Annotated in this window: 12 protein-coding genes; 4 read left to right on the top strand and 8 right to left on the bottom strand. The window is 55.9% G+C overall.

What is annotated here, in order from left to right:
- Window positions 1-129: 129 nt before the first annotated feature.
- From N879_RS02200 to N879_RS02220, 5 genes are all read right to left on the bottom strand, one after another.
- On the bottom strand, window positions 130-597 hold the full coding sequence (locus N879_RS02200; protein WP_026482584.1) for a Dps family protein: 468 nt from the start codon (window positions 595-597) through the stop codon (window positions 130-132).
- Window positions 598-989: 392 nt separating this feature from the next.
- Entirely contained in the window at window positions 990-1,955 is a 966-nt protein-coding gene (locus tag N879_RS02205) for a LysR substrate-binding domain-containing protein (protein WP_009453943.1), read from the bottom strand.
- 37 nt (window positions 1,956-1,992) lie between these two features.
- Window positions 1,993-4,074 carry an ATP-dependent DNA helicase RecG gene (gene recG / locus N879_RS02210; protein ID WP_021446599.1) on the bottom strand — a complete coding sequence of 694 codons (2,082 nt, stop codon included), beginning with the start codon at window positions 4,072-4,074 and terminating at the stop codon, window positions 1,993-1,995.
- Window positions 4,075-4,086: 12 nt separating this feature from the next.
- Entirely contained in the window at window positions 4,087-4,473 is a 387-nt protein-coding gene (locus N879_RS02215; RefSeq protein ID WP_009453941.1) for a Rid family detoxifying hydrolase, read from the bottom strand.
- 73 nt (window positions 4,474-4,546) lie between these two features.
- Window positions 4,547-5,323 (bottom strand): ferredoxin--NADP reductase, encoded by a 777-nt coding sequence (locus N879_RS02220; protein WP_009453939.1) that lies wholly within the window; start codon window positions 5,321-5,323, stop codon window positions 4,547-4,549.
- 308 nt (window positions 5,324-5,631) lie between these two features.
- Between N879_RS02220 and N879_RS02225 the strand changes: the two genes are divergently transcribed.
- The 3 genes from N879_RS02225 to N879_RS02235 all read left to right on the top strand — a co-directional run bounded on the left by N879_RS02225 (window position 5,632) and on the right by N879_RS02235 (window position 9,213).
- Complete coding sequence (locus N879_RS02225; protein ID WP_009453937.1) at window positions 5,632-6,675, top strand: Fe(3+) ABC transporter substrate-binding protein; 1,044 nt, start codon at window positions 5,632-5,634, stop codon at window positions 6,673-6,675.
- A 94-nt stretch (window positions 6,676-6,769) separates the two neighbouring features.
- Window positions 6,770-8,434 carry an ABC transporter permease gene (locus N879_RS02230; RefSeq protein WP_009453931.1) on the top strand — a complete coding sequence of 555 codons (1,665 nt, stop codon included), beginning with the start codon at window positions 6,770-6,772 and terminating at the stop codon, window positions 8,432-8,434.
- On the top strand, window positions 8,431-9,213 hold the full coding sequence (locus N879_RS02235; RefSeq protein ID WP_009453929.1) for an ABC transporter ATP-binding protein: 783 nt from the start codon (window positions 8,431-8,433) through the stop codon (window positions 9,211-9,213). The genes N879_RS02230 and N879_RS02235 overlap by 4 nt, the downstream gene beginning before the upstream one ends.
- Before the next feature lie 39 nt (window positions 9,214-9,252).
- Here the strand turns inward: N879_RS02235 and N879_RS02240 are convergent, their stop codons facing one another.
- Together N879_RS02240 and N879_RS02245 are read right to left on the bottom strand one after the other, a co-directional pair.
- Entirely contained in the window at window positions 9,253-10,014 is a 762-nt protein-coding gene (locus N879_RS02240) for a MauE/DoxX family redox-associated membrane protein (RefSeq protein ID WP_021446600.1), read from the bottom strand.
- Between the two features lie 126 nt (window positions 10,015-10,140).
- Window positions 10,141-11,334, bottom strand: coding sequence for an MFS transporter (locus tag N879_RS02245; protein ID WP_161808928.1), 1,194 nt, complete (start codon window positions 11,332-11,334; stop codon window positions 10,141-10,143).
- Between the two features lie 102 nt (window positions 11,335-11,436).
- Between N879_RS02245 and N879_RS02250 the strand changes: the two genes are divergently transcribed.
- A complete protein-coding gene (locus N879_RS02250) occupies window positions 11,437-12,366 on the top strand; it encodes a LysR family transcriptional regulator (RefSeq protein WP_021446601.1) in 930 nt (309 codons plus the stop codon).
- A 56-nt stretch (window positions 12,367-12,422) separates the two neighbouring features.
- On the opposite strand, the gene N879_RS02255 is transcribed toward N879_RS02250, so the two are convergent.
- Window positions 12,423-12,881 (bottom strand): GNAT family N-acetyltransferase, encoded by a 459-nt coding sequence (locus N879_RS02255; RefSeq protein WP_021446602.1) that lies wholly within the window; start codon window positions 12,879-12,881, stop codon window positions 12,423-12,425.
- Window positions 12,882-12,893: the final 12 nt, after the last annotated feature.

The following is a 12,893-nucleotide window of genomic DNA, read 5'->3' on the forward strand; positions in this document are numbered from 1 at the left end:
AAGCATACACCGATAACAGGGCTTTATGCCTGCCTGACGCCTGAATTCAGGGTTTTCTATAGGGGGAATAGGAAAGGCCACCGTTTGGTGGCCTTTTTTTATCGCTATTTGAGGGCGATAAGATGGAAATTACTGCAGCAGGCTACGCAGCATCCATGCATTTTTCTCGTGCACGTCCAGACGCTGGGTCAACAAGTCAGCGGTAGGCTGGTCGTCGGCCGAGTCGGCACGGTCAAAAGCGGTGCGTGCAGTACGAGCCAGCGCTTCGTTACCTTTGACCAGCAGTTCGATCATGGTGGTAGCATCCGGCACGGAAGCGGGCTGGGTGATGGAGGACAGCTTCTGGAATTCGGCATAGGTACCAGGGGCGTAGTGACCCAGGGCGCGGATACGCTCGGCGATGTCATCCAGGGCTTGCCACAGTTCGGTGTACTGCGTCATGAACAGCTCATGCAGAGTCTTGAACATAGGGCCGGTGACGTTCCAGTGGAAGTTGTGCGTCATCAGGTACACGGTGTAGGAGTCGGCCAGTACCTTGGACAACTCTTTAACTACAGCAGCACGGTCTGCCGTCGAAATACCGATATCAATTTTCAGAGCGCTGCTGGCGGCGCTGGCAGGAGCAGCGGGTTTGGCGGCGGCAACCGGCGTGGTTGCGGCAGGCTTGCGAGCAGCGGCTGGTTTGGCAGCTGGCTTGGCCGCAGGTTTAGCAGCCGCCTTGGCGGGAGCTTTGGCTGCGGTGGCAGGCTTTTTGGCGACGGCCTTTTTAGCGGTCACTTTTTTGGCGGGGGCCTTGGCGGCTGCCGGTTTTGGTTCAGCCTTTACATCGGCTGCAACTGCGACCTTGGTATCAGTGTTCGGGGCTTCTTCGGCCTTGCTGACCTTGGCGGTTTTACTGACTGCTTTCACGGCTTTTGCCATAGTGGACTCCTGTTGAACAGAGGGCTAAATAGGTACTGAAGCAGAATAACACGCAGTAGGTGTGCGATTTACGCTAGTTCAGGATACGGGAAATTGCTGTTGTATTCGACTTTTAAGTAGTTGACCCCAGCCAAGCCACTTTCCATGATCCCACGGGTCAAGGCGTCAATGGCCGACGTACGTGGAAAACTTTTGCGCCAGACCAAGGCAATGCGACGATCTGGAATGGGTTTTTTGAAGGGGACATAGGCCAGCAGTTCGTTGGCCTGGCCGGGGGCTGTCAGAGAGCTGGCAGGCAGGACAGTCAGACCGATGCCTGTGGCCACCATATGACGGATGGTTTCCAGTGAAGAGCCTTCAAAGGTGCGCTGTATGCCTTCACTGGACGCTGAAAAGCGCGATAGTTCCGGGCAAACATCCAGCACCTGGTCGCGGAAACAATGGCCGGCACCCAGCAGCAGCATGGTCTGATCTTTCAGCTGTTCGGGATCAATTTCCTTGCGCTTGGCCCAGGCGTGTTCATGGGGCATGGCCACCACAAAAGGCTCGTCGTACAGCTCGCGGATAACTAAGCCTGTTTCAGGCAAAGGCAGGGCCACAATGGCGCAATCAATCTCACCTTGGCGCAGCAATTCCAGCAGACGCACGGTAAAGTTTTCTTGCAATAAAAGAGGCATTTGCGGGGTCAGCTCGATTTGCTTGGGAACGAGCTTGGGCAGCAGGTACGGTGCCACGGTGTAAATAATGCCAACGCGCAAAGGGCCTGCCAAAGGATCGTGGCCCTGGCGGGCAATCTCGCGCAGGTTGGCACCCTCTTCCAGGACTTTCTGTGCCTGGGTGACAATGCGCAGCCCGATGGGAGTAATAGCCACTTCGGGCCCGCCACGCTCGAAGATGACCACGCCTAATTCGTCTTCCAACTTCTTGATGGCCACCGACAGCGTCGGTTGGCTCACAAAGCAGGCTTCGGCAGCACGTCCAAAATGACGCTCGCGTGCTACGGCAACGATGTATTTCAGCTCGGTCAATGTCATGACAATTCCTTGTGCAAAACAGCATTAAGACCTTGGGTTAACTACGGAGTAATTCTTCCCGGCCCTTCATCCAGCGCTGTAAATGGTGGTGAGCGTGGTCTGGATAATCACGGCGAAAGGTGCTGGCCAATGTTTGGGCCTGCTCGATCAAATCTTCATCGGACTCCAGGCTGGCAAAACGCAAGCCTGCCTGCCCGGATTGGCGCATGCCCATGAACTCGCCCGGGCCGCGTTGTTCCAGGTCGCGGCGGGCAATTTCAAAGCCATCGGTGGTTTCATACATGGCGCGCAAGCGCAGGCGGGCAATGGCCGACAGCGGTGCCTGATACAGCAAGACGCAGACGGACTGAATCTGCCCCCGCCCTACCCGGCCGCGCAACTGGTGCAGCTGGGCCAGGCCGAAGCGCTCGGCGTGTTCAATAATCATTAAAGAAGCGTTGGGCACGTCTACACCGACTTCAATGACAGTGGTCGCCACCAGCACGTCCAGATTGCCGCTACGGAACGCTTCCATGACCTCGGCTTTCTCCGAGGAAGACAAGCGGCCATGAATCAGCCCTACCCGCAAGGGGGCCAAGGCTTGCTCCAGAGCAGCATGGGTATCCACGGCGGTTTGCAATTGCAGGGCTTCACTTTCCTCGACCAAGGGGCAGACCCAATAGGCTTGTCTACCTTGGGCAACTTCAGCCCGGACGCGCGCCATGATTTCATCACGGCGATTATCGGCGGCCAGCTTTGTAATGATGGGACTGCGACCTGGGGGCAACTCGTCAATCGCGGAGACATCCAGATCCGCGAAAAAAGCCATGGCCAAGGTACGAGGGATAGGTGTGGCACTCATATTGAGCTGATGCGGCAAATAAGCCTGACCTTTCTTGTCTTGCGCATCCCCTTTACGGTTCAGCTCCAGACGCTGGCCAACACCAAAGCGGTGTTGCTCATCCAGAATCACCAATCCTAATTGCTGAAATTGCACATTGTCCTGAATCAGGGCCTGGGTGCCGATGGCCAGTCTGGCCTGTCCGGAGCTGATGGCTTCATAAGCCAAACGTTTGGCCTTGACGCCCAAACTGCCGCTTAACCAGGCCAGCTCGACGCCCAACGGCTCCAGCCAGGCGCGCATCTTCAGATAATGCTGCTCGGCCAGAATCTCGGTGGGTGCCATCAGGGCCACCTGAAAACCGCTGGCAATGGCTTGCACGGCGGCAATGGCCGACACAATGGTTTTACCGCTGCCTACATCTCCCTGCAACAGCCGGTGCATGGGATACGAGCGCTTCATGTCTGCGCTGATTTCCTTGACGCAGCGTTTCTGAGCGGCCGTTAACTTGAAGGGCAACGAAGCCAGCAAGGCTTTAGCCAGATCACTATTGCCTTCACGCATAGGCTTGGCACGTTGAGCCTGACGCGCAGCACGAGCCTGCGCCAGGGACAACTGCTGCGCCAGCAATTCATCAAACTTGATGCGGCTCCAGGCCGGATGGCCGTGTTCGAACAAATCGTCGTAGCTGAGCTCGGGCGGTGGGTAATGCAAAAGCCGGATAGCCTCGTTAAAGGGCATCAGGCCATATTCGCTACGAACTTCTTCAGGCAGGGTGTCGCGCAGGTCCGCATTATTGAGCGCATCGGCAATGGCTTTGCGCAGCTGTACCTGGCTCAAGCCATCTGTCGTGGGGTAAACAGGGGTCAAGGCGCGGGCCAGGGGTTGGCCGGCTTTGGTGACTTTGGGGTGCACCATTTCCAGGCCATGAAAGCCCTGGCGCACTTCGCCGCGTACTCGCAGTGGCAAATCCCCTTGCAGCTGCTTGAGCTGGCTGGGGTAAAAGTGCAGCCAGCGCAAGGCCAGCTCGCCACTTTCGTCGGCAATACGGGCATGGAGCTGCGCACGGGGACGAGCCTGAACATCCGTACTAAGAATACGACCTTCAATTTGCGCCATCTTGCCAGGGTAGAGATGGGCGATGGGCTCGACCTGAGTCTCGTCCTCGTAGCGCAAAGGAAGATGGACCACGAAGTCGGCAGGCTCTCGTAGGCCGAGCTTTTCAAACTTCTGGTCCAGACTGAGCGCCTTGCGTGGCGCAGCCCGTTTGGCCTGAGGCGCAGGCCGACCTGCGGTCATGGCAATACGTCTTTAGAAATTGAGGATAGCCTCGACCTCGAACTGAGCGCCTTTGGGCAAGCTGGCCACACCGATGGTGGAGCGTGCGGGGAAAGGCTGGGGAATCAGTTCGGCCATGATGGCGTTGGCGCTGGCAAATCGGGACAGATCTGTCAAAAACAAAGTCAGTTTGACGATGTCGCTCAGGCTAGCGCCAGCTTCTTTGACCACAGCTTCCAGGTTGGCAAATGCCTGACGTACCTGACCTTCAAAATTTTCAGATACCAGTTCGCCTGTGGCAGGCTCCAGACCGATTTGGCCAGACAGAAATACTGTCTTGCCACCCGAAGCAATAATGGCCTGAGAGTATGGGCCTACGGCAGCCGGAGCGGCATCGGTGAAGACAACTTGCTTAGTCATAAGAAACCTCTGATGAGTGTTGTACTATCAGAGTTTAAGCGCCTATAGCTAAAATTAACAGATCTTGGCGTGATTATTTTTCCACGAAGGCGCGTTCAATCACGTAGTCACCTGGTTGACCTACACCGGGCGACACTTCAAAACCGCGTTTATCGAGCATGGCGCTGATATCGGTCAGCATGGCGGGGCTGCCGCACAACATGGCGCGATCCTGAGCGGGATCCAGTTGAGGAATGCCCAGGTCTTCGCACAGCTTGCCGGTCTCGATCAGGTCGGTAATGCGGCCGGTATTGCGGAACTCTTCGCGGGTGACAGTGGGGTAATACAGCAGTTTTTCGCGTACCACTTCACCAAAGTATTCGTTCTGCGGCAATTCATTCTGGATGAAATCCGAGTACGCCAGTTCGCTGACAAAACGCACGCCGTGAACCAGTACCACCTTTTCAAAACGCTCGTAGGTGTCGGGGTCCTTGATGATGCTCATGAAAGGAGCCAGACCGGTGCCGGTGCCAAACAGGAACAGATTGCGGCCTGCGCGCAGGTCGTCAATTACCAGCGTACCAACGGGTTTGCGGCTGACCAGAATGGTGTCGCCTTCTTTCAGGTGTTGCAGGCGCGAGGTCAATGGACCGTCCTGTACCTTGATGCTGAGAAATTCCAGATTTTCTTCGTAGTTGGCGCTGGCGATACTGTAAGCGCGCATCAGCGGCTTGCCATCGACTTCCAGACCGATCATTACAAAGTGCCCATTATGAAAACGCAGGGCGGCGTCGCGGGTGGTGGTAAATGAGAACAGGGTGTCGTTCCAGTGATGGACGCTGAGCACTTGTTCGGTATTGAAAGCTGCCATGTTAGTTGTCGTATAGAGGGGCAACATTGCCCGGATCAGTAAGCAAATATTTGTCCATTGTACCGAGTTCCCCAGGTAAATCCATGCTGATTCACCAATACGATTTGATCGCAATCAGGACTTACCATTAAGTTCCATGAGTCGCCATTCTCCTGCTTTGGCACAGATAGTACGACGATTTCCAGCCTGGAAACGGGCCCACATTCAAATAGCTCTTGCCTAGTTCCTGCATACGTTTGATAATCATTCACATTTTCTGGCTTACAGCCGATTTTTACGCTATTTACGCCTGTTTTGGAGTGTTGATAATGCGCTTTACTCTTCGTAGCCGTGCCCTGACCCAAGCTTTGCTTCTGTCCGCTATGGGCACTATGTCGATGGCGGCTTTTGCTTCTGGCGAAGTCAACCTCTACACCACTCGCGAACCTGGCCTGATTACTCCCCTGCTGGAAACCTTCAGCAAAGACACAGGCGTGAAGGTCAATACCGTGTTTGTGAAAGATGGCCTGATCGAGCGCGTGAAAACCGAAGGCGACAAGTCCCCTGCCGACATTCTGATGACGGTGGACATCGGTAATCTGCTGGATCTGGTGGAAGCCGGAATTACTCAGCCCGTTGAGTCCGCCACTCTGGACGGCGCCATTCCCGCCAATTTGCGCGGTGCCGACAAACAGTGGTACTCCCTGTCCTTGCGCGATCGCGTGGCCTATGTGGCTAAAGACGTGGATGTAAAGAGCATTCACTACGAAGATTTCGCCGATCCTAAATGGAAAGGCAAGGTGTGTATTCGCTCCGGCCAGCACCCCTATAACACAGCCTTGGTGGCTGCCATGATTGCGCATAATGGTGCAGAAGCGACGGAACAATGGCTGCGTGGCGTGAAAGACAACCTGGGCCGCAAGGCTGCCGGTGGTGACCGTGACGTAGCGCGCGACATTCTGGGCGGCATTTGTGATGTGGGTATTGCCAACGCCTACTACGTGGGCCGCATGAAAAACGCCGAGCCTGGTAGCGATGCCTACAAATGGGGCGAAGCCATCAATGTGGTGCGTCCAACCTTTGCTGATACCAAGGGCGGTGGCACACACGTGAATATTTCCGGTGCCGCTGTGGCCAAGCACGCTCCTAATAAGGACAACGCTGTCAAACTGCTGGAGTACCTGGTTTCCGAGAAAGCCCAGAGCCTGTATGCCAAGGCCAACTACGAATACCCCGTGCGCGCCGGTGTTGAGCTGGACCCCGTGGTGGCCAGCTTCGGCCCAATGACGATTGATCCTTTGCCATTGACTGAAATCGCCAAACATCGCAAACAAGCCAGCGAGCTGGTAGATAAAGTTGGCTTCGACAACTAAAATCGCCCTACTCTTTTTCTACGACCGCCAGCTTTGAGAAATCAGAGCGGCGGTCGTCGCGCATTTAAGCGCCTGTAATACCTAGCCTTTCATAATGCCCTTTTTTCGTCGTCTGCCCTTTTGGTCCCTGGCTGCCGCTGTGATTGCCCTGATCGTGGCAGCGCCTGTGATTACCCTGCTGACCCACGCCTTAGGCGGCTCGACTGAGCACTGGTCGCATTTGTTCCAGTTCGTTCTGCCTCAAGCCATGAGCAATACCTTGCTGCTGCTCCTGGGGGTCGGCGTGGTGGTGAGCTGTCTGGGAGTGGGGTCAGCCTGGCTGATTACCGCCTACGAGTTTCCCGGACGACGGGTCTTGCAATGGGCTTTGTTGCTGCCGCTGGCAGTGCCGACCTATATCGTGGCCTTTGCGTATCTGGATTTGCTGCATCCGATTGGCCCGATTCAGTCTGCCATTCGCTACGTCTTGGGCTATAGCAGCCCGCGTGAATTCCGTTTGCCAGATCTGCGCTCCTTGGGTGGCGCAATTTTTCTGCTGGGTTCGGTGCTCTACCCCTATGTATACCTGAGCACGCGCGCCATGTTTGCTACACAATCGGCCAGCTTGCTGGAGGCTGCCCGCATTATGGGTGAATCGGGCCGCAGCGTATTTTTTCGGGTCGTGTTGCCCATGGCCCGCCCCGCGATTGCAGTGGGTGTCAGCCTGGCTTTGCTGGAAACGCTGAACGATATTGGTGCTTCCGAGTTTCTGGGCGTGCAGACCCTGACGGTGTCTATTTACACCACCTGGGTAACGCGCTCGGATTTGGCGGGTGCCGCGCAAATTGCTGTTTCCATGCTCTGTCTGGTGGCGGCGTTGATCAGCATCGAGCGTTATGGTCGCCGCCGCCAAGCCTATTCCAGTAATCAGCGTTCCGAACCCATTCGACCTACCCGGTTGAAAGGCTCCGCTGCCTGTATCGCCATTGCTTTGGGTGTAGCGCCCGTGCTGGTGGGCTTTGTGGCCCCCTCCCTGTATTTGTTGAATGAGACCATCAAGCATGTGAGCTTGGCGGGCGGTGTGTCGGCGCAATTGCTGAGCAGCGCCTGGAACACCTTGTATATCGCAGCGCTGGCCACTATCGCGACCCTATCTTGTGGCTTGGTCGTCGCCTGGGCTGCTCGGGCAGTACGTTCGGGACGCAAACCGCGTCTGGCCCGTTTTCTGGCAGGTGTCAGCAGTCTGGGATACGCCATTCCGGGAACCGTACTGGCGATTGGGCTGTTGACGCCCCTCGTCATGTTTGACTCTTTCTACAATCAAGTCATGTCCTGGTTTGGTGTTTCGGCGACGGGTTTGTTGTTGATGGGTTCAACGCTGGCTTTGGTTTTGGCTTATACCCTACGCTTTCTGGCGATCTCGGTTGGCGGTATTGAAGCCGGGCTGGCTCGAATCCCGGCATCGCTGGAGCAGGCTTCCCGTTTATTGGGTGAAACCCCGGCGGGGACGCTAAAACGTGTGCACTTGCCCTTGCTGCGCCCCGCCATGGGCGCGGCTGCCTTGCTGATTTTTGTTGATGCCATGAAGGAGCTGCCTGCGACCTTGTTGCTGCGTCCGATGAATTTCGAGACCTTGGCAACCTGGCTGTATGCGGAAGCGGCTCGTGGGACTTATGAGGAAGGCGCGGTTGCCGCCTTGGCCATTGTGCTGGCCGGTTTGATCCCCGTTATTTTATTGGCACGTACTCAATTGATGGCCTCTGGCCCACGCGCATCATGAACGATTTTCTGGATTTGCAGGCGATTACCCTGTCCTACGAAACGTCTGAAGGTTTTCGGCCGGTTGTTGACCAGCTCAGCCTGCATTTGCCCCAAGGGGAAATTGGCTGTCTGCTGGGGGCCTCGGGCTGTGGCAAGACCACGGTCTTGCGGGCCATTGCCGGTTTCGAGCCTTTGCGTGCCGGACATATTCTGTTGAATGGCCGTGTCTTGTCGGCTGTGTCTCAGCAAGTGCCGCCGGAAGATCGCCATGTGGGCATGATGTTCCAGGATTACGCCCTCTTTCCTCACCTGACAGTAGAAAAAAACGTGGCCTTTGGTCTGCGCAAATGGGATAAAGCCCAGCGTCAGGCTCGAGCACTGGAAATGCTGGAACTGGTCGATCTGGCCCGTTTGGCGCAGCGCTATCCGCATGAATTGTCGGGTGGCCAGCAGCAGCGCGTGGCTTTGGCACGTGCCTTGGCTCCCAAACCCTCTCTGCTGTTGCTGGATGAACCGTTTTCCAATCTGGATGTGGATACCCGCGAGCGCTTGGCGTTTGAGGTGCGCGACATTCTGAAAAGCGCAAGCATTACCGCGATTCTGGTCACCCACAATCAGGCTGAAGCCTTTGCGATTGCCGATCGTATTGGTGTGATGCAGGCTGGCAAGATCATCCAGTGGGATACGCCTTACAGCCTGCATCATCGTCCTGTGAATGACTTTGTGGCGGACTTCATCCGCCGCGAAGCCATCATGGCGCAACGGGCCCAGGCCTTTTTGCGTGGCGAGCCTGCGTAGTTGCAAGTACGGCAGATCTAGCGTGCGCCATGCTGTCCTCTACGCGCTGATCAAGGACGGCTTGATCAGCATCCAGACTGCCATCGCCACCATCATCAGGTTTTCAGTTAGAGAGACAAAGCCCAACGGCACCTTGCTGTCGCCACCCACGCAAGCGCATTTCAGTTCGCGCTTGTCGATATAGACCGCCTTGAACACTGACCAGGCACCGATGCTGCCAATAAATAAGGCGATGGGCACAGACAGCCACATCAGGGCACCGGCCAGCATCAACACGCCTGCCACTGCTTCTCCAAAGGGGTACAGATAGGCGTAGCGCACCCATCGTTGGGCCAGCAAGTCGTAGTTCAGGAACATGGTGGCAAAGCCGTCCACATCTTTGAGCTTCTGCACGGCCAGCAAACACATGGCAATGGCAATAAACCATTCCAGCGCCTGGAGCAGGACAATCTGTCCGAATGCCGCCCAGGAAACAGCTAGCGCCATCAAGCCAGCCATCACAAACAAGGCGATCACGGGCGTGTAGCTGATGGCATCCTTGTCCTTGACCTTCCCACCGAAATACTCGACCAGTTCGTCATAGCCCCCTATCCGTTTTCCATTGATAAAGGTCTGGGGGGTTGTGCTGACTTGATGCTTGGCCTTGAAAGCGTCAATCTCTTCGCGATTCCTGAGCCAGTGATCGTCCAGCTCGTAGCCCTTACGTTTGAGCAGTGCGCGTGCTTTAAGCCCGAAGGGGCAGATATGGTCTGCCGTCACCATGCGGTAAAGCTCGGCGTGTTTGGCGCTATGTGTAGCCATATGCGACTCCTTTGACGTGATGCTGTTTGTCGGAAGCCCTCCCCTGACGCTCATGCAAGCGTTTATCTGACACCCTAAACCAGGTGTCAGGAAGTGTGAGTAAGCAGGTGTAGTGATTTAGTAGTGTTAGTGATCGATTGTTTTTGCCTGATCGTAAGGTCTCAGGGGCTGGGTGGCAGCACATCGCATGAAAATGGGCAGAACAAGGGCAACAAACGCTGTCAGGAGCAGCAAGACATGAAGGTCTGGCACGGATACATCCAGAGTGCGGAGCAGTAGGGAGGGAATAGCCAGAGCAATAAAGCTGCCGATGTGGTTGCCTGTGGTTTGCAAAGCCATGAAGCGGCCCCGCTGAGCTTGAGTGGGGTAGCTGGTACTGCGGGCGCTGGTGCAGACTAGACGGGTGTAGCTGCCCGTCATGAACAGAATCATGAATACGTGAGCTGTTCCCCACCCCAGGGCCAGCATGATCAAGGACAAGAGCAAGATCAACGTACCCAGATCAGAGATACGGGTCTCGCCCCATTTTTTGATGCCCGTAGCGGATAGGCGGGAGGCGATCAAGGCGGCGACACCGCCCAACATGAAGATCACAGGCATTTGCTGTGCTTGAGTGTCGTAGCGTAGCGCCAAAACGGGGATCAGGACCGGGATCAGTAATAGTGAGCCTGCCTGCGCAATAGCCGGCAGGCTTAGCCAGCGCCAGGCCTCTTTACCTAGAGCCAGTGGTGAGGGTTGCGCTGCAACGCAAGGGTTGGAAGGCAGATAGCGATGAGCAATTGCGACGGCAAGCAGGCAGAGCACGGCCAGAGTCATCAAGGCGATACGCCAGCCCAGTTCTACGGCGATGAACAAGGTGACGGGCATTCCGGCGATACTGACCAAGGCAAAGGCGCTGACCACAATGGCAATCGCGTCGGTACGCTGCTCGGCATTCATGCCATGCAGCAGTAAAGTCGTTGCGGCGCTCATCAAAAAACCACCTAGCAAACCAGCTCCCAGACGCAGCAAGATAAATAGCCCGAATTCGGAGCTGATGGCCCCCAAAGCGTTTAATACGGCCAAGAGAATCAGTGCCAGAAGCAGTAAAGGCTTTAGCGCCGCGCAGTGCATCCAGCGTGCAGCCAGGACGCCCGATAAAGCGGCGCCGCCCATATAGGCGGAAGCGGCATAACCGGCGTAGGTGGCAGGAACATCAAAGTCCACTGCCATCCAGACAAACAAAGGCGTCAAGGCCATGAATTCCAGAGCATGAACAAACTGGATAAAAGACACGGCACGGGCACGCAGCCGGGGACGAAACACTTCAGAATCAGACATGATGATACGCATAAAGAAAGAGGCCTCTAGCCTAATTCTTCGCGGTTTTGATATGTAGTCTCTATAATTCGAATATTAAATTATCAAAACCGGGATAATTCCATGACTCCTCAGCTGAATTTGAATGCCTTGCGGGTTTTTATCCAGGTAGCCGAAAGTGGCAGTTTTACGGCTGCAGCTCAGGTGCTGGATTTGCCGACCTCCAATGTCAGCCGTTATGTGGCGCAACTGGAGCGGCAGATTGGTCAGCGCTTGCTGGAGCGCAGTTCCCGGCAGCTGCGTTTGACCAGTGTGGGCCAGGGCTTGTTTGATACCGTTCAGCCCTGGTGGGGAGCCTTAAAGCAGGCTGAACAGGATTTGCTGGATCAACGCACCCGTTTGTCGGGACGCTTGCGGATTTGTATTCCATCCGAGGTGGGGCCGTTTCTATTGGCGGGTGTCCTGGCGGATTTTGCGGCCCAGCATCCGGATCTGGAACTGCATTGTCAAACCAACCTGGAAGGCCCTGGTGTGCTGGCGCAGGATTTTGACCTGGCCTTATTGATGTGTCGGGGTGCTTTGCCAGACAGCAGCCTGGTGGTGCAGGAATTGTATTCTTTTGATTGCCAGGTCGTGGCGGCACCTGCCTTGATCGAGCAATGCGGTATGCCTAGCAGCCTGGAAGAGTTGGAACAGTTGCCCTGCATTACGACCGATACGGCTTTGGATGGCCAGGCCTGGCAGTTTGTCTTGCCCGATGGTCGCTTTCAAATTTTGAACGTCCCCAGCCGCTTTCGTGTGAATAGCGGTTTGCTGGCGGGAGCTGGCGCCGTCAAAGGGCTGGGTTTTGCGATTCTGGTGCGGCAGGGATGTGAGAAAGAGATCGCCCAAGGGCGTCTGATTGCCGTTCCCCTGCCCTTGCCGCCTGCCCCTTTGCGTCTGGTACTGGCGTATACGCATCGACGACACTTGTCGAACTCGGCACGTGCCTTGATTGAGTATCTGAAGGCCCAAGCAGATATCGGCACCTTGCCTGGATTAAACACCCATTAACTTGGGGGCCTTGTAGGGTTTGAGCTTGGGTCGTCGTTGCAGCAATCGACGCTATATCAAGCAATGACGGCTGCTTTGACCATCTCAATATGAGGAATGCCGTCCTCGTCGTAGATCTCGCCCACAGGTTCAAAACCTAAAGAGCCGTAGAACTTCTGCAAATGCGCCTGTGCGCCAATGCGTATGCCTGCGCCAGGATAGTGGGCTTCCGTAAAGCGGATCGCTTCAGCCACTAGCGCGTAGCCGATTTTCAGGCTACGGAACTTGGTTAAGGTCAGGACACGGCCAATGGAGGGCTCATCATATTTCAGGCCCGGTTCGACAACGCGAGCATAAGCAGCCAGCTCGCCGTCCTTGAGCACGGACAAATGCCAGGAATCCAGGTCCAGGCCGTCCACGTCCTGGTAGGCACACTCCTGCTCCACCACAAACACCGCCTCGCGAGCCTGGATGATTGAGTACATTTCCCGCGTGGACAGATCGTCCAACCGTTTCCATTGAAAAACCAGGTCCATCTTTACTTCCAT

Source organism: Alcaligenes sp. EGD-AK7, assembly GCF_000465875.3.
Classification (GTDB): domain Bacteria; phylum Pseudomonadota; class Gammaproteobacteria; order Burkholderiales; family Burkholderiaceae_B; genus Alcaligenes; species Alcaligenes phenolicus.